Below are 26,237 nucleotides of genomic sequence, written 5' to 3'. Positions count from 1 at the left end.
AAGGCGAGGTGACGGATGCGTCACCTCGCCTTTTTACAGCGGCTTAAAAAGCGTATTTCACACCCAGCATCGCTGAGGTGTTGCTGTATCCCTTATCACCCACCTGCTGGGCCACGTTCCCCCAGGCGCTGACGTTGCGGGATAACCGGGCATCGACACCCGTTTTAAGTTCTGCAATATTACGGGTGCCGCCCTGCTGCACGGCGACACTGTCCATCATCACGCTGTAGCGATGGCTGTTATGCAGCCAGTTAGCTTCAACAAAGGGTTCAAATACGCGGTCAGTATGCGCATCCAGGCTGCTGGTTCCTTTCAGATAGCTCCGGACACCCAGACGGGTCTGGACGTTGCCCTCTCCCCCGCTTTTAACCCGCGTGCCGTTTTCCTCCTGGTGATCCCTGGCCTTAATATCCGACCAGATAACCTGCGCCTGCGGCCGTACAAACCAGCCGGATCCCTGCCCGGCGCTGCCCGTGATGCGATAGTCGTAACCGCTTTCCAGTGACGCGGACACGCCTGAAGATTTGTATTTCTCCGGGCTGAGATCCGCCCCCTTCACAGAGTGATTAAACCAGCCGTACTGTATCCAGGAATCAACATACGCGCCCTGCATCAGCGCCTCATTCTGCAACCATGATGCATAAATCCCGGTGCTATAGCCCTCGGTCGAGCCTTTCGAGGTGTAGCCCGTGCCCCGGGCTTTGGTTGTGCTCTGGTGCGTACCATAACCTGCCATCACGCCAAGGTGCAGGCGGTGGTTATCGCTCCCCTGCCAGCTGGCAACGTCTCCGCCCAGCTGCGCCACATAGCGATTGCCCTGCGTTTTCAACTGCCCGTTACTATCCCTCCAACGGTTGTGACTCCCGACCTGCCGCAGCCACAGGCTGGTGACCTTTCTTTCCCCGGTCAGGATATCCACATAGTCGGTCTCACCCAGCCTGTCCGCCATCGTCATGTTAAACAGAGTATTGGCCGCGGCAATATTATCGACATAGGAACCGCCTTCGGGCCTGAGCTGTGGAGGCGCATCCGGGATAACGGGTCCATGCTGGCCTGAAGCGGCGCTGATCAGATACCAGTTTTTATCGTCATCCCCTGTGCCACGCGTCAGATTGTACTCCCAGGCCCCGGCGACAATGCGCCCATACTGCTCAAAAATCCCGTCGGAGCTGCCGTTAACCTTAATGATTTCGATACCCTTATGGGTTTCGGCTCCCTGGCCGCCCAGATTATTGACCGCCACACGCGTAAAACCGCTGGTATTACCATTAACGATAAGCTGGTCCGTCGCAGAATCATCGCCTGCCAGAACGGTGTTAAACACTATCTGACCGTTATCCCCCCGATAATCACCGGTTACCGTCACGCGGTTACCTGTCGCAGGAGAGGCATTTTCACCGGAGACGATCAGTGAACTGTTGTTGAGAACCAACTGGCTGACGGTAGAATTGCCGCCTGATATCCAGGTACTCTCCCCCGAAAGGGCGATATCAGACCGGGCATCGGAAGAGGTCATCACGGAGCCTTTAATCACCGAGCCGTCCGTCAGATCCAGGGTAACGTTCCCTCGATCGTTTGCGATGATATTGCCCGCAATCGCGGCGGTGCCGGAGCCGGAAATCAGACTGCCTTGCCCCGTCGATTCCAGCGCATTCGCGGCGCCCGTCAGCAGAGTCGTGCTGCCTGAAAAATCAACGTGCCCGGCGGCGACGGCCTGTAATGCGACACCCTTCGTCGCCTGGACCTGCGTATTTTTAAGCATCACAGCGGCATTTTCCCCCTCTGCCTTCGCCCCCAGGGTATTCGCAAGGATCACACTATCCGTCAGCACAATTTTCGGCGTCTGTGTGCCTGAACTTCCCTCGTTGAGCGCCAACACGCCGCCTGCCAGGTCGCTGACCACCTGGCTGCCACCGTCGAGGACTATCGTGCCATTATGCGCTTCGATGCCGTTTGCCGCCTCACCCATGGTGTGCAGGTTCAGGCCGGTGGCTTTCAATTGCGCCAGCGACTGAACTCCGCTGTAGATCCCTGCACCACTCTTTCCACTGGTGACGATGGTCGTATTTTCACCCAAATCAATGGCGCTTGCGGCTCCGGTATTATCCAGGCTAACGCCCCGGGCATTCGACCCCGTGGCCTGAATGATAAGGCTGCTGGCGCTGAAGGTATTATTATTACCGCTCAGTGAGAGCCCACCGCCGCCTGAGTTACTGTTTTCTCCGGCATTTACGTTTATAACTGAGTGATTACCCAGATTAATATTGCTGTTATTTCCGGTAACCAGAATGCCGTTCGCCGTATTAGCATTGCTCTCAACGGTAATAGAATCGGCCTGCAGACTGCTGCCGTTAATATAAACGCCTGATGCCGCATATTTTGCTGTCACTACGGCGGAGGTCCCGTTGCCTAAATTAACCTGGCTGCCTCCCGTCGCATCAATACCAATTCCCGTCCCGGTAGAGTCAACGCTGACCTGTAAACCCGTAGCGGACAAATCCACTTTGGCCATATTCAGCCCAATCGCCGCGCCTCCCGTAGTGGCGGTGCTTTTTACGCTGATAGCGGTGCCGGACCCCAGATGATTACCGGTGGAGGCGGACATATCGATGCCACGCGCATTCGCCTTGCTGGTCTGCAGATCAACCTGGATACGTCCGGAATCCCCGATATTCACGGCGTTTCCGGCGGCAAAAATCCCCAGGGCGGTGTTAGCTGATTCATCAATATTGACGCTATCACCGGTCTGAATAGGGGTGACTGACGTATCGACGGTACGGTTATATTCTGTAGCACCGACGGAAAATGCGGCTCCAGCAAACAATGAAACATATAACTTCGAAAGTTTTAACATAAGGCTCCCATTATTAATACAAATAAAAAGAGTCGATGTGAAAGTGGATAAAAAGACATTCGACTGGCGACGGAATGAATACACCATCTGTGATTGAATAAACATTTGAGGGTATAAACCCTGTCACACTTTATATCGCCATTATAATTCGACGAGTTTAAATACCTTTTAAACGGGATTGATTAGATGTATTTATACATAGCAGGACTGACGATATCGTCCACACAACGATAAGGAGCTGAAGTGACGCACGAGATAAAAACGCTTTCTTCGGAGGTTATCTATCAGAATCAGTGGATGACCGTAAAAGAAGACCGCATCCAACGCGGAGATGGCAGCAAAGGAGTTTACTCTACCGTCGAGAAACCCGACTTCGTGGTGATTATTCCGCTGCAGGACGATCAGCTTTATGTGGTGGAGCAGTACCGCTATCCGCTGAAGGCCAGAACCCTTGAGCTGCCGCAGGGAAGCTGGGAACTGACCCCGGATGCAAAGCCAGAAGCGATTGCGGCCGGTGAGCTGCGGGAAGAAACGGGTCTGGTTGCCGGGCGTCTGACGTATGTTGGCTATCAGAAGCTGGCTCAGGGATATTCCGCCCAGGGCTACCATATTTATCTGGCGCAAGAGCTGACCCATAGGCAGCAGGATCTCGATCCTGAAGAGTACGGATTGACAGCAAGGCCTGTGACAAAGACGGACTTTTTAGCCCTGATTCTGGACGGGAAAATCAGCGATGCGACATCGGTGACCGCGTTTCTGCTGGCGCAGGCGAAAGGGATGATTTGAAGTCAGAAGAGCGTGCAGATAACTGCACGCTCTACCTGCCCGTTTAGTGGCTCAGGATCTGTTCCAGGAACTGCTGCGTACGCGGGTGCTCAGGCTGGCTAAAGAAACGTCCCGGCGGCGCGGATTCCACGATGCGGCCGTCGGCCATCAGGATCACTTTGTCCGCCACGGTGCGGGCAAAGCCCATTTCATGAGTCACCACAATCATGGTCATCCCGCCGTCGGCGAGATCCAGCATCACGTCCAGCACCTCTTTAATCATCTCCGGATCCAGCGCCGACGTCGGTTCATCAAACAGCAGGATTTCCGGCTCCATACAGAGCGCACGGGCGATAGCCACGCGCTGCTGCTGGCCGCCGGAGAGCTGTAGCGGGAACTTATGCGCCTGATCGGCAATATGCACCTTGTCCAGATAGTGCATCGCCAGCTCAGTGGCCTTCTTCTGGCTCATTTTGCGCACCAGGGTCGGACCAAGGGTCAGGTTATCCAGCACGCTGAGGTGCGGGAAGAGGTTAAACTGCTGGAACAACATGCTGATGCTCTGGCGAATACGGTTAATATTGCGCACGTTGTCGTTCATTTCGATGCCGTTGACCCAAATCTGACCCTGCTGGTGCTCCTCCAGCCGGTTGATACAGCGAATCAGGGTCGATTTCCCCGAGCCTGACGGGCCGCAGATCACCACCCGCTCCCCTTTCGCCACCGTTAAAGAGACATCGTTGAGAACCTGAAACTTGCCGTACCATTTGTTGACGGCGTTGATTTCGATGATGGGGCGTTGTGACATCAGGAGATTCCTTCGGCGTTACGGCTGGCGTCGATGCGTTTTTCTACCCAGATAGCGTAGCGGGAGAGCATAAAGCCAAACAAAATGTAGATAGCGGCAATAAAGATATAGGTTTCGATGTAATACCTGCGCCACAGCGGATCCTGCATCACCGCGCTGGTCGCGGTCAGCACGTCGAACAGGCCGATAATGATCACAAACGAGGTATTTTTCATCGCGGCGATAATATGGTTCGTCACCGCCGGCAGGCAGATACGCATCGCCTGAGGCAGAATGACTTTACGCGTGGTCTGCCAGTAGCTCAGATTGAGCACCGCCGCCGCTTCATACTGCCCACGCGGCACGGACTGCAGGCCGCCGCGGATCACTTCCGCCTGGTAGCAGGCAAAGAACAGCGCGATGCCGATGATAATGCGCAGCAGTTTATTGACTTCCATATCCGTCGGCAGAAACAGCGGGAAAACGTTGACCGCCACGAACAGAATGGTGATCAGCGGTACGCCGCGCAGCCCTTCAATAAAGATCACCGCCAGGCCACGCAGGAACGGCAGCGGCGAGCGGCGGCCCAGCGCCAGGGCAACGGAGACCGGCATCCCGATAATCACCGTCCCGGAGAACAGCAGCAACGTCAGCGGCAAACCGCCCCAGTCAGCGGACTGAACGGGCACCAGGCCGAACACGCCGCCGCTCATCAGTGTCGACATCAGCGCCAGCGATACGGCCCACAGCGGCCACAGAAAGCGCGAGTGCCAGCAGGCCGGTGACAGAGAGAGCACCACGCTGATAAACCAGATAACCATGCACAGCGCCGGACGCCACTGTTCGTCATAGGGATAGAGACCAAATAAAATAGGCCGGTACTTCTCGCCGATCACCGCCCAGCAGGCGCCCGCCGCCGCACGACACTCTTCCACGCCGCCGATAAACACAGCGTCGGTCACGCCCCAGCGCAGCAGTTTTGACCCAACAAAAAGGATCAGTGCCACCAGCCCCAGCGTCAGGGCCGATTGCAGCAGGCTGCTGAATAAATTGCGGCGCAGCCAGTAAATTGCAGAATGTTGCATTGCCCGTCCTCAGCGCTCTTTAATGGCGACGTAGCGGTTAAACAGGTTCATCAGGAGCGAGGTCGTGCCGCTGATAATCAGATACACCACCATCATGATGGCGATGGCCTCCAGTGCCTGGCCGGTCTGGTTCATCAGCGTATTGCTGATATTGGCCAGTTCCGGGTAGCCCACCACCACGGCGATAGAGCTGTTTTTGGCCAGGCTAACGTACTGGCTGGCCAGCGGCGGCACCATCACCCGCATCGCCTGCGGGATAACGACGTGGCGCACCCGCTGCCACGGAGAGAGCGAAAGCGAATTGGCCGCCTCAATCTGCCCTTTCGGCACCGACTGGATCCCGGCGCGGACGATCTCGGCGATAAACGCGGAGGAGTAGAGCGCAATTCCCAACAGCAGCGCGGTAAATTCCGGGCTAATGGTAAAGCCGCCCTTAAAGTTAAAGCCACGCAGTTCCGGACGGTTCAGCTCATGGGGCGCACCGCTAAGTAACCAGACCAGCAGAGGCAGCCCGATAATCAGCGCCATACGCAGACGGGCCACCGGCCAGATACGACCGTGCCGCTCCCGCTGGCGACGGGCCAGGGCCGAGAGCCCGACGCTCAGAGCCAGCGCGGCAAGCAGCGCATACAGCGTCAGCATCCAGCCAGGATGGTTCTGCAGGACGGCAAAGGTCAGTCCACGGTTGGTCAGAAAACCCACATCAGCCAGCTGAATAGCGTCTCGCGGTGACGGCAGATTGCGGATGATGACGGACCAGAAGATCACCTGCAGGATCACCGGCACATTGCGCAGCAGCTCAACGTAGCCTTCGGCAAGCTTCACCAGCAGCCAGTTTTTCGATACCCGACCGAGGCCGACGAAAAAGCCCAGGGTTGTTGCCAGCACAATGCCGCAGAGGGTGATATAGAGGGTATTCAACAGCCCGACAAGTACGGCGCGCGCATAGCTGTCGCGCGGGCTGTAGTCGATCAATGTCTCGCCAATGGCGAACTGGGCGCTTTGCTCAAGGAAGCCAAAGCCGGTGGCAATGCGTTGGGTGCGCATATTTTCCACCACGTTGCTGTAGAGCCACCATGAAAAGGTCGCCAGCAGCGCGGCAAGTAAAAACTGGTAGCACCAGGCGCGAGTGGTTTTGCTCCCCACCAGCGCAGTCAGGCGATTCATGACAGTCTGGCCAGTGGGGGTAGCGGGTAATATTTCAGCGCTGATACGATCGGTTTGATTGGTCATGTCAACATTCAAAAACAGGCAAAAGAGAAACGGTCCCTCCTTGCGAAGGGACGCGGCAATTAACGGATTGGCAGGCCGTACAGCAGGCCACCGTCGGTCCACAGATTATTCAGGTCGCGCTCAAGCGGTTCGCTGCTTTTCGGACCAAAGTGACGGTTATAGATATCACCATAGTTGCCCACCTGCTTCACGATGTTGTAGGCCCACTGCTTATCCAGGCCCAGCTTCTGACCGAAGTCGCCGCTCACGCCCAGCAGCCCCTGCACGTCCGGGTCGGCGGACTTCAGCTCGGCATCAACGTTCGCCTGGCTGACCTTCATCTCCTCGGCGTTAAAGGTGGCGTAAACTACCCACTTCACGATATCGGACCACTGGTCGTCGCCCTTGCGCACAGCCATCGCCAGCGGCTCTTTCGAGTAGATCCCCGGCAGAATCACGTGATCTTCCGGTTTCTCAGCGTCGAAGTTCTTCACGCCCGGTAGTGCCACCTTGTCACGGGCCAGCACGTCACAGCGTCCGGCCAGATAGGCCGCAACATACTCTTTGTTATTTTCGATCACCACGGGGGTGTACTGCATATGGCGGGAGGCAAAGATCTGCGCCACGTTCTGTTCGGTGCTGCTGCCCGGCGTGATACAGACGGTCGCACCGTCCAGATCTTCAATCTTCTTCACACCGCTATTGGCGCGAACCATAAAGCCGGTGCCGGTGTAGAAGTTCGGCGGGGCGAAATCCAGCCCCAGCGAAACGTCACGGGTCAACGACGCGGTGATATTACGCGAGAGCAGATCAACCTCGCCGGACTGGATCGCCGGGAAGCGCTGGGCCGTAGAGAGCGGCGTAAAGCGCACTTTTTTGGCATCGCCGAGCACGGCAGCCGCGACGGCGCGACAGAAATCAACGTCCAGACCTTCCCAGTTGCCTTTGTTGTCGATGGAGGAAAAACCATGACGTGCCGGGTGAACGCCGCAGACCAGCTCGCCCCGTGCTTTAATTTTTTTCAGCGTATCGCCGGCGGCGACGGGCGCGTCAGCGGCAAACGCCTGGGCCGTCAGGCCGCTCATCGTCAGCAGCAGCGCTGACGCACAGAATAAGGTTCTTTTCAGCATGTCCGGTCCTTTTTGCTATCAGATAACGGTATTTATTAAAATTTAAGAAAACTGCTGTGCAGCGCTTTACTATGCTCATCGCAACCCCGGGCGTTTGGCAAAGAACGAATACGCCGGAGTAAAGACCAAAAAGATCTAACGCAGCCAGCCCTCAACGCCCTGCCACAGCAGCTGCAGACTCAGCAGCAGCATCGTGACCCTGAAAGCGATGCGGAAAAGCTTCTCCGGGAGATTGTCGAGCAGCCGTGTCCCAAGCCAGGTCCCCAGTGCGCCGCTGACAATCATGGCGATCAGCACCGGCAGCCAGCTGGCCCAGGCAAAGCCCATCAGGCCAAAGGCGAGTATTTTTAGCCCGTGCTGGAGCACCATGCAGGTCGCATGCGTCGCAATCAGGGGCTGTTTTTTCAAACCCTGAGAGCTAATCAGCCCCGCCACCATCGGCCCGGTGGCGCCAACAATCATGGTCCCGATACTGCTGATACCGCCGCCGATCACAAACAGTGCGCGGTTCAACGGCTTAGCCTCCCCGCGCTTGCGCAGCACGGACCAGAGGATAAACAGCCCAAGCGCAATGCGTGCCAGACTGTCCGGGATCATCACCGCCACGGGCGCACCCAGCGCAATCCCGACGGCGCTGCCGAGTAAAAACCAGAGCACCAGCGGCCAGACGACATGGACGCGCTGGATCAGCGTTCGGCTGAAGTTGGATCCCAGCTGCACCATGCCGTGTACCGGCATCAGACTGCTGACAGGCATCCCCAGCCCCATTACCGCCAGCAGCGCGGTGCCGCCGCCCAGGCCCATTGCCGCCGTCAGCGCCGAGGTTAAAAAACTGCAAAACACCATCACACCGGCAAACAGCGGCGTAATCTCCGCAGGGATTAACTGCAACGTCATGTCAGCCCCGCTTAGCGATAGTCATCCTGCAGCAGTCGCTGATAGAGCGCCTGCGCCCCGTCCACGGAAAGTACCCGGCCGGCACAGTCGAGGAATTTCTCTTTCAGCAGCCCTTCCGGAAGCGGGATCGCCGGGCTGGAGCCGCGAGCCCCGGCAATGCGTTTGTGGAACTGCCGTCCGTCGGTGGCGGTCAGCGTGACGTACGCCGTGTGGGTGACCGCATCTTCGTGGGTCGTCAGGCTGACCCGACCCAGCAAGGCCTGGGTCTGCGGGTCAGCAAAACGCGCCTCGTCGATAAAATCATCCAGCGTCAGCGTGCCGGTCACAAACGCCCGCGCCACGCAGTAGTGCAGACTAAACTTGCCCGCCAGCGGATCCCGCGGCTGCGGAATATTGATATGCGGGAAGCGAATGGGATGAACCTGTACCTCAATACGTTCCACCTCATCGGCGCGCAAACCCGTCTCTTCGCGCAGGGCCAGGACGCCATCCAGCGGCGACAAAATGGCGTAGCAGCAGGAGAAGTATTTGAAGTTGTTACTTTTCTCGGTGTCGAGAATATACGGCGTGCCGTCCCAGGACTCGGTCAGCGCCGTCGGGTCGACATTTTCACTGCCGTTAAAGACGTTGAAGTAGCCGTGATGATGTTCGAATGCGGTCTGCCCGGCGCTGAAGCCTTCCTGCGCCAGCCGCACCGCCATCACCGCGCTGCGTGCCGCCTGGCCGACCACCAGCGCTTTGGTTTCGCTTCCGAAATTCGATTTAATCCCGCTGGAGAGCGAGGCGCAGATCGACAGCGCGGTCGCCGTCTGTTCTTCGGTCAGATCCAGCAGTACGGCACAGGCTGCGACCCCGGCAAAAATACCGACGGTGGTGGTCGGGTGCCAGCCGTGACGGTACTGGAACGGGCTGACCGCCTTCCCCATCCGCACGGCGGTTTCATAACCCGCAAGATAAGCGCGCAGGATCGCGTCGCCGTTCAGCTCCCGCTCGTCGGCCAGCGCCAGCAGCGCGGGCAGCACGGCAACGGAAATATGGCCGTGCAGCCAGGAGTTGGAGTCGTCAAAATCCAGCAGGTGTGACGCGGTGCCGTTCAGCAGCGCGGCATCCAGCGCATTCAGGCGCAGGTCGGTACCGAACACCCGGCTTTTTCCCGCCGCCGCTGACAGCACAATCACGCGACGCAGCTTCTCTGCGCCGTCCTGAACGCCGCCTGCCAGGGTCACGCCCAGGGTATCGATAATTGCCGTCCGGGCCTGTTCATGCGCCGCGGGAGAAAAAGTCTGGCGCGAGAAGCGCAGCAGGTTGCCGGCAAACTGTCGGGCAAGAGTCATGGGTTATTCCTTTAAAAAATCAGTGCGTTCCGGCAAGCAGCGCGGCAATTTTGGCCACGGAACCCGGGCGCTCAACGTGTGCGGCAGCCTGATACAGCGCCTCGCTGCGCTCCGCCCCGAGCGCCGGAAGAGTCAGCACGTCAAATTTAGCGCGCAGCTCATCGTCGGTAAGCGGATTTTGCGGATGGCCGCGATAGACGTCGGTATGGGCATGGATCACCTCGCCATCCTCCAGCCAGACATCGATAAACGCCGAGCTGGCGGACTGGCCGTCGACGGCCTCGATATTCAGCAGCTGCAGTAGCGCGCGCGCAGCCGGATCGTCCACGGTCTGCTGGGTGAAATCCGTATCGGTTAAGCCATAGCCCGAGAGCGCCAGCACGATACAGTGCGGGATACTGAATTTGCTCTCCAGCGGCGTTTTCGGATCCAGAATCCCGGCGTTGACCATCCCCATCGGGTGCACTCTGGCATCGATACGGGTGATGGTCCGGCCTTTAAGCTGCGGATAAATCTGGCGAGCAGTCTCGATGGATGCATGGGTGCCGCGGCAGCTGGCGTACAGCTTGTAGCCGTTGCCCGGAAGTTCCCAGTTCACGCCGAAATCGAGCGGTGGGATCTCCGCACTGCCGTCCTGGATAAAGATCTTCACCCAGCCGTCAGCCTCATAGAAATGGTGCGCCCCGACAAAGCCTTCCGCCGCCAGTTGGGCGGCCAGAATACCGTCCATTGCGGCTTTCCCGGCGTGGAAAGGTTTCCCGTGCGTACCGGAGGATTTTTGCAGGCCGCCCATCATGGTCGCGGCGGCGCCCAGCGCGTTGCGGATCTGCTCTTCATTAAGTCCGAGAATAACGGCGGCAACAGCTGCAGCCCCTGCCCGTCCGACCACGGACGTCGGGTGGAAGCCACGGCGCTGTAAATTGCGCCCGACGCCCGGCACCCAGCCTCCGCCAAGCTTAGCCATCACTTCAAACCCGGCAATAAAGGCGCGCAGAACGCGATCTTCGCTCACCGGATGCGCCTGCGCCATCGCCAGCGCCGTGGCCCAGCACGGACCACCGGGATGGCCTGCGCCTGCGGGATGGGTGTCGTCATAATCCGCCGCGTGGGCCATGGTGGCATTGACCATCGCCGCAATGCCTGGTGCACAGGTATCGCCAAGAATGATCCGTGCGCTACCGGTGGTATTCCAGGCCCGCGCTACCTGATGCACGGGAAGGACGGCCTCGTCATTGACCGCGCCCGTTGCCACGGCCAGATGGTCGATAAGCGCCCTTTTGGCTTCGTGCAGAACCTCGGGCGGGATCTCCCGCGAGGCAATATTATAAATAAAGTCGCTAAGCTGCTCGCCTCGTAGATGGGCGGCTTTTGTTTTGTCTGTTGATGTCATAGTGGTTACCCTGGTGCTGGCAAAAAAACTTATAAAACATGACAATGCAAAACTGAATTCATATGTATACAATAAAATACAGATTCACCATAGCAGCCTGGACGCCCCGTTCAAAAGACGAAAAATGGATAAGCTAAGAACAAAATTAGCGATAAGCCATTTCGCCTCTACGCAGGCATACCCCACATCAAAATACTCTCCGTAATATTCCAGCCAAACCCTGCCTCAACGAAAAGCCTAAAACCGGTTGTTATCTAACGCCGTTTCCCCCTGTTACAACAAATTAAAAGTGTGGCGTAACTTACATTACTCAGCATTGACTCTGCTTTTTTTCAGGAGTAGGCTACAAAAACACTGTATATAAATACAGTATTTAATTACGCCAAAAGGAGATAGACATGGCCTGGACAGGATTTGGTGGCAGTTGGTCAAATGGTGTACATAGCGGTGGTGATGATTCCGGGAGTATCGGAGGTGGCAGTGTCGGTGTACGCGCACCGAACACGGCTGATATAGCAGCGCAGTACAATAGCTATGGAGGAAAACAAATCACCGCGGCACAGGTATCAAATATCCGCAGTGATGGCTCAGGTGGATACAAAGCGGATATTCAGGGGGCCAGCAATACTGTCTCCACCGGAGGCGTAAGCCATACATCTAATACGCTGGGTAGCTTCTCTGGTGTGTTAACGACGAGCAGTTCAGGAAATGGAAATGGAGGCAGCACTACGGGTGGAAATAGCACCGGTAGCGCTCATGGCTGGAGCGTTAGCCCGAACAACTGGAGCAAGCTTCCCGATGGCTATGATACAGCTGTAGATGGGTTTAAATATCATGTAGCACTGGATCTCAGAGGACAGGCTACCTCCGTAAAACAAACAGCGCAACGGCCTTATACTAAAGGTGAAAATCTAAAAGTTGCGGTAGCAAAATCGCAAAATAAAAAACCAGGCGATCTCTATCCTGAGCTTGATTTCAGCCGGGGTGAACCCGAGCGGCAAGCCAGAGCCCAAAAAGAGGCTGAAACCGCATGGAAAACATTACCACCGAACATCCGATCTTTTGAACTGTCTGTTGATGGATTTAGCTATTCTGTCACGCTTGATAACTACGGTAATGTCACGTCCACAGTTAAAATCAAAGATCGTCCCTACACCAAAGCTGAAAACCTTAAAGTCGCCGTAGCTAAATCGCAAAACAAAAATCCCGGCGATCTCTATCCAGACCTCGATTTCAGTAAAGGTGAGCCGCAAAGGAAAGCTCAGGCTGAAAAAAATGCACAGGATATGTTTAGTTCGTTCCCAACAAACCCTATTAGCATTGCTTCTGATTTTTATAAATCGCTGGCGGATAAATTCGGCGTCCGCCTTTCTGATGAGGCCAAATCATTAGCTGAAGCAGCTACAGGAAAAAAAATCCGCAATGCCTCTGAGGCCATCGCCGCATTCGATAAGTACAAGGATGTCCTGAACAAAAAGTTCAGTCTTGCAGACAGAGAGGCAATAGCAAAAGCGTTAGAATCTCTTGATAAGCAGATGATGGCTGCCCAACTCAAAAAATTCAGTAAAATGTTTGGGATTGTGGGTGAAGCCTTGCAATGGAGTGATTTTGTTACCGGCCTGGTAAAAGGATTCCGTACGGGTAACTGGAACGATGCAATTATTGGAGGGGAAAAAATCGCTGCCAGCAAACTCGCCTCACTCGCAGTTGTTGTTGCATTCAGTAGCATGGCCGTAACACCGATCGGCATTATTGGTTTTGCGGCTATACTGGCAGTAACATCAGCCCTGATAACCGATGAAAGATTAAAAAAAATGAATGACTTTATTTTGAGTCGATAATTAAGCCAGATCGGAGGTGACCTATCGTCACCTCTTAATGATTTGGCGAACAAAAAGAACCACACCCACTGGAATTGACAGTACAAGGCACAACGTAAATACACCGTTGTTCCAGAAAGTTAACTCGGTCATTCTTGTAGTCATCGCCTCAACCCAATTAACAACAAAGGGGAAAAACACACTGCTGACAACACCGTAAACGATAAGTATGGAACTTTCGGACAGAGTCAGATCGGCGTTATAGATAACGACAATGCAAACAAGCGTGTAAAAACAGACACAAGTAATCAGATTGGTTATATATTTTATTTTTCCCATCGGGCCTCCCTTTGCCACTGATGTCCAGGTACCACCGAACAGGATAGACTGGCGCCGCACCTTAGCAGCAGATGTGCTTAACTGCCATGTTCTGGTCAACTGCACAAGTCTAGCGCAAATATTATCCATAAAAAAGAATATGCTGTTGCAATATGACAACAGCGGCAACGCCGGGTATATTGGCTCATACGTCTATTCATACACCCAACGACTGAATGATTAACTATAAAAACCATGAATTTAAAATCCGCTGACGCAGATGTGACATTGTCACCTTTCGAGGTATTAATTGCTGCTATTGAGCGCGGGGAACTGCAGCCGGGCGAACGTCTGCAGGAGATCCGCCTGGCCGAGCAGTTCGGCATTAGCCGGACGCCCATCCGGGAAGCCCTGCATCGTCTTGAAACGCTGGGACTGGCAGAGCCGGGGCCAAAACGGGGTCTGATTGTTGCCAGTCTCAGCTATGAGCGGCTGCGACAGCTGTTTGCGGTGCGGGAAGGTCTGGAGAGACTGGCCATGCAGCTGGCAGTGGCTGCGGCCTCCGATGAGGAGATCGCGCTGTTACAGGATATGGTTAATACGGAAAAAACGCTGACCGACAGCAAGGCACTGCACGATCATAACCGAATGTTTCATCGACAGATCTACCGTTCGACGCATAACCCCTATCTGAATGAGATGCTCGATAATCTGCGTATCCACCTCTCCCTGCTGCGCGGCACGACGTATGCGCTTTCAGACCGGACAGAAGAGGCAAAGCTCGAACATCAGGCCATTGTCGATGCGCTGTCACGTCGCGACAGCGAGGCCGCTCAGGAAGCGGGCTGCCTGCATATCCGCAACGGCTATCGCGCCCGGCTGGCTATCGTCAGCCAGCTTGAGAGATAACACGCTACGCGTCGTGGAAGGTAACGGCGAAGCCCTGCGCCTGCCAGTGGGCGAGCTGCTCCTGTTGGCTACGCAGCAGCGGCTTGCCTGACCAGAGAATAAGATGCTGACCGGGGAAAAGTTCCGGTCGGGGTGATTCCAGCGGTTCCGCCAGCACGTCGATATTCCATCCCTGCTGTGTCAAACGCCATGCTTCCAGCCACAGACGCGTACGGTCATCCCCGCGCCAGCCAACCAGCAGCGCCTCTTTCGTCGCGGACTTGCGCGCGCTGGCAAGCGACGAGACGGAAAATGCCAGCAGTGCGCCATCAAACAGGCTGCGCATGGTCAACGCCGTGGTCTGATCCAGGGTCAGCCTTTTGCGCACGGGAACAAAAACATGGTCAATCAAAATATCGGCGGAGTGTGTACAGCCCAGCGCCTCAATGGTTTCACGTAATCTGGCGGGACGGACCTGGCGCAGGATCGTCATCAGCTCTTCCTGCACCGCGCCCCAGCCATCGTCAACATCGACCTTCTTCTCTTCCAGCAACGCCTTAACCTTGCCGACGGGCACGCCGCTGTCGATCCAGCGCTTGATCTCTTCAATACGCTGGATGTCTTCTTCATCAAACTGCCGGTGCCCGCCCTCACTGCGCTGGGGTTTCAGCAGACCATAACGGCGCTGCCAGGCACGCAGTGTGACCGGGTTAATTCCGCATCGCTCGGCGACATCGCCAATACTGTAAAAAGCCATTGACTCCCTCATACTGAAATCCGCACGTCCCTGCTTTGATACAATTTGATTACTCTATATTGTACGAACAATTTCTGACTGTACAACCCTATATTCTCTCACTTACCAGCCGGTCTTTTTCTCAGGCCAGGCAATGGCCGAAACGCCGCCCATCACCGGACGGGCAAACAGATGCCCCTGGAACTGAATAATTCCGGCCGATTCCAGCCACATCCACTCCTCGGGTTGTTCAACGCCGACGGCGGTCACAGAGATATGCAGCGACGCACAGCAGTTGATAATGGCGTGGATAATCGCCTGTCGGGAGCCGCTTTTATGGACATCCTGAATCAGGGCGCGGTTGATTTTGATAATGTCCGGCTGAAACTGCGCCAGCAGCAGCAGTCCGGCAAATCCGGCCCCGAAGTGATCGATGGCCACGCGGATACCCGCCGCCTTAAGCTGACGTACCGCACCGGTAAACTCCTCCAGACGCGAAATGACCTCACTCTCGGTAAATTCTACGACGATCTGCTCGGGCACCAGTCCGTTAGCGGCAATTTCGTTCAGCAGGAAGTCAACCGCACCCGGTACCTCAACCAGCGTCATCGGGAGCAGATTAACGGAGAGCGACTGTGCCACCGGTGCAAGCTGCGCCGCCATGGCAAAGGCCACTTTTTTACTGCGCAGGTCGGCCTCGTAAACAGCCTGCCCGTGCAGACCGGCAAAATAGCGCTCGGGTGAATCGCCATCAGGCGTGCGCAGCAGCGCTTCCAGAGAGATAATCTCCCGGGCCAGCGGGTCGATAATCGGTTGAAAGGCGAAACGGCACTCGGCGGTATTATCGCCGTACGACGCGTCCAGCACGACGGCGCTGCTGTCAGGAATAAACTCCCAGGCGTTACCCGGCGGGATCTCAAAGTAGTTCTCTTTCTCCCGCGCCTCAACAAAGGTGCGGAAGAACTGAAGGGCGCGGTCGTCATACATCAGCTGATAGCGGGATGTCCCCTTATTCAGCACAATCTGCAGCACCTCGTCCCGGTCATACTCACGCAGATCAAAAAGCTCCATCCCCAGCTTACCGAACCGGCGAGCAGGAGCACGATCGCAAAACAGTTCCACCACATTATAGTGACGGCTATCTTCACGGATATGACGATAGATCTCCGTGACTTCCTCCTCCGGCCCTTCCAGCAACTGGAAAAAATGCGTGCCGTTAAACAGCAGGATCCCCGTGACGTCTGCCCGGCTGTTTTTGTTATTTGCTACAGTCACCATCTCGCCCAGAACGCTGGCCGAAACGCTGTCGCAAATATGGCTACGATAAATAATCGTGGTGAGCATACTACTTCCAGAGGAATCGATGAGTGAGGTGCAACAGTAGCAGATAAGGCCCGATACGTCTTGCGTTCGCCGGGACGTCCTCCTCCGCCAGGACAACTCTGAATGTTGTACAGGTTTCCCCTCAAATCTGGTTTCATCGTGGGTTTTACGACCCTAAAACAAACATAACCATATGAATTTAAAGCAATAGCATTTTTAATCAAAGCTAATCTGGCAAAATGTACAACTTTTAATGTACAGTTTTTAAAAGCTTGTATAACTTTTCATTCATTATCAAAAGACTGCATTTACAGGAGTGACATATGCGTCAGAACGGTTATATCCCGGACACAGCTAATGCCATTACCCGCTATTTCAATAAAGCAGCCCTGCCCACGCAGCAGGAGATACTGGGGAATATCGTGATGGAAATCCTCAGAGAAGGCCGCAATGTAAGCCGTAAAGCCATCTGTACCAAACTGCTGCACCGCGTAGAAGCAGCATCCGATCCGGATGAGGTCGCCCACTACCATACGATGATCGGTCTGCTTTTCGAGCGTTAACTTTTCCAACACCAGGGGCACAGTACTGCAACCCAGGACAGTCGTTATGAACAGAAGTGAAATCGAACAGCTGCAGGATGAAATCATCGGAGAAGCCGTCCTGTCTATTCTGAGGGACAACGGACCGATTAATAATAAGGCTGTTGTAGCGAGACTTGAGGCGATGGAAGCCAAAGAAGTCGACCCGCTCAAACGTGAGGCTATCGCTCGTGTTATTGAGGAAGTCAGTGACAAACTGGCCACCCGACGTCGTCCTGCGGCGGATGAGGTGAGCGAGCCGGACAGGAGCAACGTCTACTCCCTGTTTGGTGAAGAGAGTCAATCCCGAATCAGTAAAAAACACTAGCACGGCCTTTTACTCATTAACCTTAACGGTGTCAGTAAATGACTCAGACAACACTAAAAACAGCACAGACCACTATCAACCTGCCCGATTCAGCGCTCACGGACTATTTCCGTAGTGCGGGCGATCTGCTGACAGAAGAGCAGGCGATACTGGGCGCGGCGATCCGCAAGCTAATGGCCTCAGGCCGCCCGCTGACCAACAAAGAGATTATTCTGCGCTTAATTGATGAGATCGAAATCACAGATGATGTGGTGAGAATTGACATCATTCGTAAAACGCTCGAAATCGTGGTCGATCACACCCTGGACGACATCTAACGCGCGTACGCTATTTCTGCTGCTGCCTGAACCTCGCCACTTTCGCGCGGTTACCGCACAGCGCCATACTGCACCAGCGACGACGATGTGATTTCGTTCTGTCGTAAAACCAGAGGGTGCACTCAGGGTGTTCACACTGACGCACCAGTTCGAAGGGCGCCCGGGCGATAAGCCCGGCTGCCAGTTCGGCAACCGGCCCCAGAAGTCGCGCCGCCGTCTGACCGGTATAGCAGATTTGTACCTCCAGCCCACCCTGTTCATCCGCAACCAGTTTTTTAATACTGCTGACCGCGGCCAGGAACTGATTAAGCGGCTGTGCATCGACCGTCTTTCCCGCTTTTTTCTGCGCCACCAGCGTTCTGATGATCTCCCGCAGCGCCCGGGCCTCTTTGAGTAATGCGCCGGGTAGCACATCCGTTGTCTCATCTCCCGCACTAAACCCCGCCTCCACAAGCCAGGCCCTGACATCATCGTCAGAATGCCAGAAATCACAGGGCTGCCCGTCGACCTGGGCAACGGTATTAAGAAAATCAAGCGCGCGGTGGTCCGCCAGAAAAAGCGCAGCCTGTGGAAAAGTAGCGGTAGACATAGGGCGTCCTGCAACGGGAGTTCGTGGCAAAAGAGTAACCTATTAAAAGCAAAATTAACAGTTACAGACAGTGTGATAAAAATTTTCCGCCGCACAGAAAAATCCAGGGCTCTGATATTTCTCCATAAAGACGATCTTTCTTAACACCTCCCGCCGTAACCCTTAAAATACAACTTGTAAGGTTACACAAAATCGTCATACTTAAAACAAGTAACCCATAAAATACAGTTTAACAGTTACAGGAGCATGATATGACGATGAATACCCATTACCCGGTCAGCTATCAGTTTGCCGATGCCGACGGCGTGCGCGTTTTTTACCGCGAAGCTGGCGACCCGGCTAACCCGACCCTGCTGCTGGTACACGGTTTTGCCACCTCGTCGATGCAGTTCCGCGAACTTATCCCGCTGCTGGCGGATAAATTCCATCTGATTGCCCCGGATCTGCCCGGATTTGGCTTCACAGAGATCCCCGAAAAGCGGCATTACCATTACAGTTTCGACGCCCTGGCACAAACGCTGGTTGGTTTTGTCGATACGCTGAAACTCTCCCGCTATGCCCTGTACATCTTTGACTACGGTGCGCCAGCGGGCCTGCGGCTGGCGCTGCACTACCCTGAACGCGTGACGGGGCTGATTTCGCAAAACGGCAATGCCTATCAGGAAGGTCTGGGGGATGCCTGGGAACCCGTGCGTGCTTACTGGGAAAACCCTTCTGCTGAAAACCGCCAGCAGGTTAGCGATGCGATGCTGAATCTGGAGGGGATCCGCTGGCAGTACCTTCACGGCGTTAAGACGCCGGAACGGGTTGCGCCGGAAACCTGGACCCTGGATACGCTACTGCTTGAACGTCCGGGCAATAAAGAGATTCAGCTGGATCTGACCCTCGACTATGCCAACAACCTGACCCGCTATCCGGATTTCCAGGACTTCTTCCGCCAGGCACAGGTGCCGACGCTGGTTATCTGGGGCGAGCACGACCCGTTCTTTATTCCACCTGGCGCACAGGCCTGGAAGCGGGATAACCCGAATGCAGTGGTTGAGTTCCTCGACACCGGCCACTTTGCCCTTGAGACGCACGTAGAGCATATCGCTAAGCGCATTCGCCAGGTTATCGGCGGTGAAGCGTAGCCCGGCAGACAAAAAAGGCCGTCACCCTGAAGGGTGACGGCCTGCGTTAAAGATCGATAAACGCAACGTTCTCAGGAGAGAACCATGAAAATACCGTGTGATTAATGTGAGCCCCTGCGACGTAAACCCGCTTTTTCCCCCTTATTATCAGCGCTGCTTATTAACTCCCCGGTAGCGTAGCCCTTCACTGTCAACACTTGCCTCCGGGAATGATGAAGAAACCATCAAGGTGACTCCCCATGAGTAAACGTCGGGTGTTGATTATTGAAGATGATGCGGATGCGGCGAACGTGCTTGACGCCTATCTGAAGCGTGAGAATTATGATACCGCCGTCTCCGGCGACGGGCTGGCAGGGCTTGCGCTCTCCCGCAGCTGGAAGCCCGACCTGATTTTGCTGGATGTGATGCTCCCCTCTATGAACGGCACCGAAGTGCTGGCCGCCGTGCGCCGCAGCGGTCAAACGCCGGTAATCATGATTACTGCGATGGGCGATCTGCCGGACAAAGTGGGAGCCCTGCGCTACGGTGCCGATGATTATATCGTTAAGCCCTACGATCCCCGGGAAGTGATCGCGCGAGTGCAGGCGGTTCTCCGTCGGTATCAGGCCAGCAACGGTGGCCTGGAGGCGGTTCTGCGCTGGCAGGGACTGGAGGTGGATACCAGCGCCATGACCGCCACGGTGGCTCAGGAAGGCCAGCGTGCCCGATTCCTTGAGCTCACGCCAACCGAATTTTCTCTGCTCAGTGCGCTTATGCACTCTCCGGTGCGGGCCTGGTCGCGTCAGGCGCTGCTTGACCACTGTCTGCCGGAGAGCGATGCGCTGGAGCGCGTCGTGGATACGCATATTTATAACCTGCGCAAAAAGCTTGAGACGGCAGGCATCGACGACGTTCTGCTGAACGTGCGCGGCGTGGGCTATCGGTTCCGTCAGCCATGAATATCACCTCCCGCCCGTCCCTGTGGCGCTGGATCGCCATCCGCGTCTCGGTGTTCTCCATTGCCACCGTGATTGTCTTTGTCGCCTCCATCTGGCTTCGCTACGCGCTCCAGGCCGCGTGGCTGAAGCAGCAAATGCCTGCGGCGGTCCGGCTGGAGTACGAGCAGATCAAAGCCAGTCCGCCATCGGATCCGACCCGTTACCACCAGATCGTCGATCGCTGGTGGGGCATCAGCTATGTTGACCCCAATATTGCCTCCGGGGACTGGATGACCATCGGGATTCTGGTGCTCTTTCTGATCCCCGGCCTGGTGTTTCTCGGGCTAAAAACCGCCCGACCGCTGGTGGAGCAGTTTAACCGACTGATCGCCGCCGCCCGCGCCGTCTCCAGCGGCGATTTCACCGCCCAGGCGCAGCCGTTAAAAGACGCCCCGACGGAGATGATTGCCCTGGTGCGCGACTTTAATCAGATGGCCGATCAGCTGGCGCGCTATGACCGGGAGCTGCGCGCCTCCCATGTCGCGATGGCCCATGAACTGCGTTCGCCTCTGACTGCCGCAATGGGACGTCTGCAGGGAATGATGGACGGCGTTTTTACGCCAGACGAGCAGCAGCTGGGCATGGTGATGAAACAGCTGCAGTCGATGAGCCAGCTGGCGGATGCGCTGCAACTGCTCTCGCTGGCCGATGCGGACCACCTTATGCTGGATATACACCACGTCAATCTGAGCGAGCTGGTCAAAGAGAGGATCGCGTGGATCCGCCCGCGTGCGGATCGGGCCGGGCTGAATATCCTTCTCACTGCCCCGGCCTCCTGCCCGCTGGAGGCCGATGCCAGCCGAATCGGCCAGGCAATCACCATCCTTCTCGAAAATGCACTGAGCTACGCCGCCGAAGGCGAAACACTGCTGATCGACATCCGGCAGACCGACGCCACGGTTGAAATGGTCTTCCGCGACTTCGGCCCCGGTGTTTCAACGGCGTTTCTTGAATCGATGTTTGACCGTTTTACCCGGGCCGAAACCTCACGCGCACGCCATTCCGGCGGCAGCGGGCTGGGCCTGTCGATTGCCCGTGCGATCTGTCTGGCCCATCACGGCGAGATCCGCGCCGCGCTGGCAGAACCTTGCGGCCTGGAAATAACGGTCAGGCTACCGACTTTTTCGGCCACCTTGACGCACTCTTGATAAACCTTAAAAAGAATCTGGATTTTGCCGACCTTTAATCGCCTCATCTCCCTCAGAACAGGCACGATGATGCGATTCACTCACGCCGTTATCTTCACCCTACTGCTGCTGGTCGGCTGCGATGACGCCCCGACGGCGCTCGCTCCCGTCCCGAGGCCGGTTAAAACCGTGACCGTCTCCGATGCGGATAGCAAAAACGGACTGCGCCGGGTCGGCGAGATCCATGCCCGGGATGAAATTGCCCTCGGGTTCCGCCTGAGCGGACGTCTGCTCACCCGCGCCGTTGAGGCAGGCGATCGCGTTCAGGCCGGTCAGGTGCTGGCAACCATTGAGAGCCAGACGACCGAAAATCAGCGCCTTTCGGCAAAAGCCGATCTGGACAGCGCCCGTGCGGCCGAACGGGTGGCGGCCTTAACCCTGCGGCGTATGAAGCTGCTGATCCCCGGCGGCGCGGTCTCAATCGCCCAGCTTGATACCGCTCAGGCGGAGTGGCAGGCCGCGGCATCCCGCCGCAAAAGCAGCGAGGCCAGCCTGAAAATTGCCGAGGAGAATGTCAGCTGGTCGCAGCTGATCGCGCCTTCAGACGGAGTGATCACCGCCGTTAGCGCCTCTGCCGGGCAGGTGGTCAGCGTCGGTCAGACGGTGGCTACCCTGGCGGCCGGGGACCGGCGGGACGCCGTATTCTGGCTCCCTGCGGCAGATGAGCTGCGCGCCCGGCTGGGCGAGACGTTTACCGTTTCTCTGCTCTCTACTCCCGCCGTGGCGACGCAGGGGATATTGCGCGATATCAGCCCTCAGGCGGATCCCGGAACTCGAACCTGGCGCGTGCGCATGACGCTGATTGCGCCGCCGCCCTCGCTGGCGCTGGGAGCCAGCGTGCAGGCCACATTTTCTCGTGCGGGCAAACCCGCCATCGCGCTACCGGCTTCCTCCCTGACCCGCTCTGGCGACAACCCCGCGGTCTTCGTGCTGGACAACACCCACAGCCGGTTAACGCTGACCCCGGTCGCGCTGGCCGGATTTTCCCCGCAACAGGTGTTTATCGCCAGCGGCCTTCGTCCCGGCGATAGAGTCGTCATCGCCGGGGTCAGTAAACTGCGCGACGGTGAAACCGTTTCGCTCGGGGAGGAAAAGCCATAATGTTCCCGAACATTTCCGCATGGGCGATCCGCAATCAGCAGTGCGTGGTATTTCTGATGCTGATGATTTTGGCTATCGGCGTGAAGTGCTATGAGCAGCTGCCGCGCACCGAAGATCCCGCCTTTACCATTAAAACCTCGGTTGTTTCGGTCCGCTGGCCCGGCGCGAGCATTCCCGACACCATCAACTTTATTACCGATCCGCTGGAGAAACGCCTGCTGGAGACGCCCTGGCTGGATTATGTCGAAAGCGAAACCCGGCGCGGCAGCACCACCCTGTACGTGAACCTTCGCGACGATACGCCCCCGGCGGAAGTCAGTAAAGTCTGGTATCAGGTGCGGAAAAAAATGCAGGATGCCGCCTTTACGCTGCCAGCGGGCGCGGCCGGGCCGGTGGTCGATGATGAATTTGATGATACCTGGGGTTCCATCTATGCCTTTACCCAGGAGGGTTTCAGCCCTCGTGAGCTGCGGGATCGGGTGGAAAACCTGCGTCATGACCTGATCGCTTTGCCGAATATGGGAAAAATAAAGCTGCTGGGCGAACAGGAAGAGCAGGTGGTGGTGACCTTCTCTCCCCGTAAAATGGCCGGTATGGGGCTGACGCTGCAGCAGATAGCCGATGCCCTGGAGGCGCAGAACGCCGTGGTTGCCGCCGGGACGGTGCGTACGGACACGGAAACCATCGCCCTGCGGGTCAGCGGGGCCTTTACCTCGGAAGAGAGTCTGCAGAATATTACCCTGCACGTTAATCAGCGCTTTATTCCGCTGACGGATATCGCCACCGTTAGCCGGGAAATCAGCGAACCGCCCGATCCGCTTTTTCGCGTCAACGGCCAGCCTGCCATTGGCCTTGCCGTATCGATGGCGTCGACCGGCAATATTCTTGATTTTGGCCGTGCCCTTAACGCCCGGATGGAGGCCATTGCCAGGACCTTACCTCACGGGATCGAAATGACCCGGGTGGCGGATCAATCGGCGGTTGTCGGGCTGGCGGTGGATGACTTTATGCGCGTGCTCGGCGAAGCCATTCTGATTGTGCTGGCGGTCTCGTTTGTCTCCCTCGGCCTGCGGGCCGGACTGGTGGTAGCCGCCGCGATCCCGCTGGTGCTGGCGATGACCTTTGCCTTTATGCTGCTGTGGGGAATTGGCCTGCAGCGTATCTCGCTGGGCGCGCTGATTATTGCCCTGGGATTGTTGGTGGATGACGCCATGATCACCATTGAGGCGATGGTCAGTCGCCTCGAAGCGGGCGACAGTAAAATTAACGCCGCGACATGGGCCTTCGGCACCACGGCATTTCCGATGCTGACGGGGACGCTTGTGACCATCGCCGGGTTTATCCCGGTGGGATTTGCCGCCTCCAGCGCCGGAGAGTACTGTTTTACGCTCTTTGCCGTCATGCTGATCGCCCTGCTCTGCTCCTGGATCGTCGCCATTGTTTTCTCCCCGCTGACCGGCGTCTGGCTGCTGCCAAATGACGCGTTGCAACGGCATGCGCAGCACGGCTGGCTGCGGCGGCGCTATCAGGGACTACTGGCCTGGATTATGTCCCATCGCCTGCGCACGCTGCTGCTGGCGCTGACGGTGCTGACGGCCTCCGTTGGCGCATCGACCCTGCTCCAGGGCGGATTCTTTGCCGCCTCCGACAGGCCGGAGCTGCTGGTCAATCTGACGCTTCCGGCTAACGCCAGCCAGCAGGAGACCGAACGTCAGACGATACGGCTGGAAAAAGCCCTTGAGGGCAATCCCGATATCGCCCATTTCTCTGCCTTTGTCGGCACCGGAGCCCTACGCTTTTACCTGCCGCTGGACGTGCTGCTGGATAACGAGAATATCGCCCAGTTTGTGGTTGTTGCCAGAGATCTGAACGCCCGAAACCGGCTGCAGCAGGAGATTGCCCGGATCCTTGCCCGCGACTTTAGCGAGATTATCACCCGCGTTTATCCCCTGGAGCTTGGGCCGCCGGTGGGCTGGCCGATCAAGTACCGGGTTACGGGACCGGATTATGGTCAGGTGCGAAATATCGCACGGGAACTCGCCACCCGCGTCGGAAGCCATCCGGACACCCGGGAGGTTAATCTGAGCGCCGGTGAGCCTGAGCGGGTCATTACCCTGCGCGTCAACCAGACCGCCGCCCGCGCCGCCGGCCTCTCTGCCGACAATCTGGCCACGGCGTTAAACACGCTCTGGTCCGGCATCACGGCGACCGCTATCCGCGATTGCAACCGCCTGATTGACGTCACGCTACGGGCCAACAACGACGAACGTCAGGATCTCAGCAGTTTGTCCTCGCTGATCCTGACCGCCGCCGACGGTCGCAAAATCCCCTTGAGCGAGATTGCCACCCCGGAGTGGAGCCTCGACGACCCGCTGATCTGGCGACGTCAGCGCCTGCCGATTATCACGGTGCAAACGGATCTGGCTCCGGGTAAATCCGCCGACGCCGTTTCTCAGTCGCTGCATCCGACGGTTAATGCCCTGCGATCCACGCTGCCACCTGGCTACGCCATCGATGAAGGCGGGACGGCGGCAGAATCGGAGAAAGGCAATCATTCCGTATTTGCCGTGCTGCCTTTTTCGCTGGCCCTCACCCTGGCTCTGCTGATTTTTCAGCTCAAAAGCCTGTCGCGCGTCGTTCTTGCTCTCTCAATGGCCCCGTTCTGCCTGCCGGGCGTGGTACTGCTGATGCTGCCCACCGGTACGCCGCTGGGATTTATTGCCATGCTGGGTCTGATTGCGCTGTCGGGGATGATCGTACGTAACGCGGTCATTTTAATTAGCGAGGCGGACAACAATATTCGTCAGGGCCTGGCCCGCGATGCCGCCATTGTACGAGCCGCCGAACATCGGGCCAGGCCGATTCTGCTCACCGCCCTGGCGGCCATTCTCGGGATGCTCCCCATCGCCCGTCAGGCCTTCTGGGGCCCGATGGCCTGGGTCATTATTGGCGGTCTGCTGGCGGCAACCCTGGTCACGCTGACCGTCTTACCGGCGGCGCTCAGCCTGGTGGTTGGGGGGGAAGAGAAGCTGAGCCAATATCTGCGACGCTCGGGAACCCGGACCTCTGAGCACCAGGGATCAGCTCGTTAATCACGAGCCATCGAGCAACCGCCCTGATTTAAATCAATTTACCATCATTTATAAATCAAAAACCCGAGGTTTACTGGAGTCATAACAGATAGCCCTGGTATTTACATCTATCACAACCGAAACAGGTGCTCCCTCTCTGTTTTAGTGGTATTTTCTTGCGCCCAAAACAAGAATAAAAAACCTATTAAACGTAAAAATATAGATCATTGATCGAAATATTTAATTAATGGTAGTGTAATAATCCATTTTTGGTCATGTGAACCCCTGAACTGGAAATCATTAAACAGCAATATATAGAACAGAATTATGGGTCTCAGGGTAAACACCCATACAGACGGGAAAATCTGACCTGGTGCGCTTTGGTTACAGCGATGGGCGGTAGCGTGCCTGATAGTC

The 26,237-nt window shown here is 56.6% G+C and carries 22 protein-coding genes; 11 read left to right on the top strand and 11 right to left on the bottom strand.

The genetic code is table 11. The features are described 5' to 3' along the window. Positions 1-43: 43 nt before the first annotated feature. Entirely contained in the window at positions 44-2,854 is a 2,811-nt protein-coding gene (locus EDF81_RS01395; RefSeq protein ID WP_184999442.1) for an autotransporter outer membrane beta-barrel domain-containing protein, read from the bottom strand. 243 nt (positions 2,855-3,097) lie between these two features. Here EDF81_RS01395 and EDF81_RS01390 point away from each other — a divergent pair, with 243 nt between their 5' ends. Continuing rightward, entirely contained in the window at positions 3,098-3,640 is a 543-nt protein-coding gene (locus EDF81_RS01390) for an NUDIX hydrolase (protein ID WP_123345557.1), read from the top strand. Between the two features lie 43 nt (positions 3,641-3,683). On the opposite strand, the gene EDF81_RS01385 is transcribed toward EDF81_RS01390, so the two are convergent. The 7 genes from EDF81_RS01385 to EDF81_RS01355 all read right to left on the bottom strand — a co-directional run bounded on the left by EDF81_RS01385 (position 3,684) and on the right by EDF81_RS01355 (position 11,454). Continuing rightward, on the bottom strand, positions 3,684-4,427 hold the full coding sequence (locus EDF81_RS01385) for an amino acid ABC transporter ATP-binding protein (RefSeq protein WP_123345556.1): 744 nt from the start codon (positions 4,425-4,427) through the stop codon (positions 3,684-3,686). Beyond that, positions 4,427-5,491, bottom strand: a complete 1,065-nt coding sequence (locus EDF81_RS01380) for an amino acid ABC transporter permease (protein WP_123345554.1) — start codon at positions 5,489-5,491, stop codon at positions 4,427-4,429. Before EDF81_RS01380 ends, EDF81_RS01385 begins: the two co-directional genes overlap by 1 nt. A gap of 9 nt (positions 5,492-5,500) precedes the next feature. Continuing rightward, complete coding sequence (locus tag EDF81_RS01375; RefSeq protein WP_260232636.1) at positions 5,501-6,658, bottom strand: amino acid ABC transporter permease; 1,158 nt, start codon at positions 6,656-6,658, stop codon at positions 5,501-5,503. A 125-nt stretch (positions 6,659-6,783) separates the two neighbouring features. Next, positions 6,784-7,833 (bottom strand): amino acid ABC transporter substrate-binding protein, encoded by a 1,050-nt coding sequence (locus tag EDF81_RS01370; RefSeq protein ID WP_123345551.1) that lies wholly within the window; start codon positions 7,831-7,833, stop codon positions 6,784-6,786. Positions 7,834-7,968: 135 nt separating this feature from the next. Then, the gene (locus EDF81_RS01365) at positions 7,969-8,730 is read right to left on the bottom strand and encodes a sulfite exporter TauE/SafE family protein (RefSeq protein WP_123345549.1); all 762 of its coding nucleotides are present in this window, start codon (positions 8,728-8,730) and stop codon (positions 7,969-7,971) included. An 11-nt stretch (positions 8,731-8,741) separates the two neighbouring features. Continuing rightward, complete coding sequence (locus tag EDF81_RS01360) at positions 8,742-10,064, bottom strand: MmgE/PrpD family protein (protein ID WP_123345547.1); 1,323 nt, start codon at positions 10,062-10,064, stop codon at positions 8,742-8,744. Between the two features lie 19 nt (positions 10,065-10,083). Continuing rightward, positions 10,084-11,454: an MmgE/PrpD family protein gene (locus EDF81_RS01355; protein WP_123345545.1), complete on the bottom strand. Its 1,371-nt coding sequence runs from the start codon at positions 11,452-11,454 to the stop codon at positions 10,084-10,086. Between the two features lie 398 nt (positions 11,455-11,852). On the opposite strand from EDF81_RS01355, the gene EDF81_RS01350 reads away from it, so the two are divergent. Both EDF81_RS01350 and EDF81_RS01340 read left to right on the top strand, forming a co-directional pair. Beyond that, complete coding sequence (locus EDF81_RS01350; RefSeq protein WP_123345543.1) at positions 11,853-13,295, top strand: colicin-like pore-forming protein; 1,443 nt, start codon at positions 11,853-11,855, stop codon at positions 13,293-13,295. A gap of 579 nt (positions 13,296-13,874) precedes the next feature. Continuing rightward, on the top strand, positions 13,875-14,501 hold the full coding sequence (locus EDF81_RS01340) for a GntR family transcriptional regulator (RefSeq protein WP_260232635.1): 627 nt from the start codon (positions 13,875-13,877) through the stop codon (positions 14,499-14,501). Positions 14,502-14,505: 4 nt separating this feature from the next. On the opposite strand, the gene EDF81_RS01335 is transcribed toward EDF81_RS01340, so the two are convergent. Further along, positions 14,506-15,237: a MerR family transcriptional regulator gene (locus tag EDF81_RS01335; RefSeq protein ID WP_123345537.1), complete on the bottom strand. Its 732-nt coding sequence runs from the start codon at positions 15,235-15,237 to the stop codon at positions 14,506-14,508. Positions 15,238-15,339: 102 nt separating this feature from the next. Then, a complete protein-coding gene (locus tag EDF81_RS01330) occupies positions 15,340-16,560 on the bottom strand; it encodes a diguanylate phosphodiesterase (protein ID WP_123345535.1) in 1,221 nt (406 codons plus the stop codon). A gap of 302 nt (positions 16,561-16,862) precedes the next feature. Between EDF81_RS01330 and ycgZ the strand changes: the two genes are divergently transcribed. From ycgZ to EDF81_RS01315, 3 genes are read left to right on the top strand one after another with little or no spacing between them, the layout of a single operon-like run. Then, the gene (gene ycgZ / locus EDF81_RS01325) at positions 16,863-17,102 is read left to right on the top strand and encodes a regulatory protein YcgZ (RefSeq protein ID WP_123345533.1); all 240 of its coding nucleotides are present in this window, start codon (positions 16,863-16,865) and stop codon (positions 17,100-17,102) included. 46 nt (positions 17,103-17,148) lie between these two features. Then, the gene (locus EDF81_RS01320) at positions 17,149-17,448 is read left to right on the top strand and encodes a hypothetical protein (protein ID WP_123345531.1); all 300 of its coding nucleotides are present in this window, start codon (positions 17,149-17,151) and stop codon (positions 17,446-17,448) included. Positions 17,449-17,486: 38 nt separating this feature from the next. Beyond that, on the top strand, positions 17,487-17,765 hold the full coding sequence (locus EDF81_RS01315) for a biofilm development regulator YmgB/AriR family protein (protein ID WP_123345530.1): 279 nt from the start codon (positions 17,487-17,489) through the stop codon (positions 17,763-17,765). Positions 17,766-17,775: 10 nt separating this feature from the next. Here the strand turns inward: EDF81_RS01315 and EDF81_RS01310 are convergent, their stop codons facing one another. Continuing rightward, positions 17,776-18,354, bottom strand: coding sequence for an ABATE domain-containing protein (locus tag EDF81_RS01310; RefSeq protein ID WP_123345528.1), 579 nt, complete (start codon positions 18,352-18,354; stop codon positions 17,776-17,778). A 251-nt stretch (positions 18,355-18,605) separates the two neighbouring features. On the opposite strand from EDF81_RS01310, the gene EDF81_RS01305 reads away from it, so the two are divergent. The 5 genes from EDF81_RS01305 (at position 18,606) to EDF81_RS01285 (ending at position 25,841) form a co-directional block, all read left to right on the top strand. Further along, complete coding sequence (locus EDF81_RS01305) at positions 18,606-19,484, top strand: alpha/beta fold hydrolase (protein ID WP_123345526.1); 879 nt, start codon at positions 18,606-18,608, stop codon at positions 19,482-19,484. Positions 19,485-19,723: 239 nt separating this feature from the next. Next, positions 19,724-20,422, top strand: coding sequence for a response regulator (locus tag EDF81_RS01300; RefSeq protein ID WP_123345524.1), 699 nt, complete (start codon positions 19,724-19,726; stop codon positions 20,420-20,422). Beyond that, complete coding sequence (locus EDF81_RS01295) at positions 20,419-21,609, top strand: cell wall metabolism sensor histidine kinase WalK (protein WP_123345522.1); 1,191 nt, start codon at positions 20,419-20,421, stop codon at positions 21,607-21,609. Before EDF81_RS01300 ends, EDF81_RS01295 begins: the two co-directional genes overlap by 4 nt. A gap of 66 nt (positions 21,610-21,675) precedes the next feature. Next, positions 21,676-22,749, top strand: coding sequence for an efflux RND transporter periplasmic adaptor subunit (locus tag EDF81_RS01290; RefSeq protein ID WP_123345521.1), 1,074 nt, complete (start codon positions 21,676-21,678; stop codon positions 22,747-22,749). After that, positions 22,749-25,841, top strand: coding sequence for an efflux RND transporter permease subunit (locus tag EDF81_RS01285; protein ID WP_123345519.1), 3,093 nt, complete (start codon positions 22,749-22,751; stop codon positions 25,839-25,841). Before EDF81_RS01290 ends, EDF81_RS01285 begins: the two co-directional genes overlap by 1 nt. The last annotated feature ends 396 nt before the right edge of the window (positions 25,842-26,237 follow it).

The organism is Enterobacter sp. BIGb0383 (assembly GCF_003751845.1).
GTDB lineage: Bacteria > Pseudomonadota > Gammaproteobacteria > Enterobacterales > Enterobacteriaceae > BIGb0383.
This window is presented reverse-complemented; position numbering and strand designations above follow the sequence as displayed.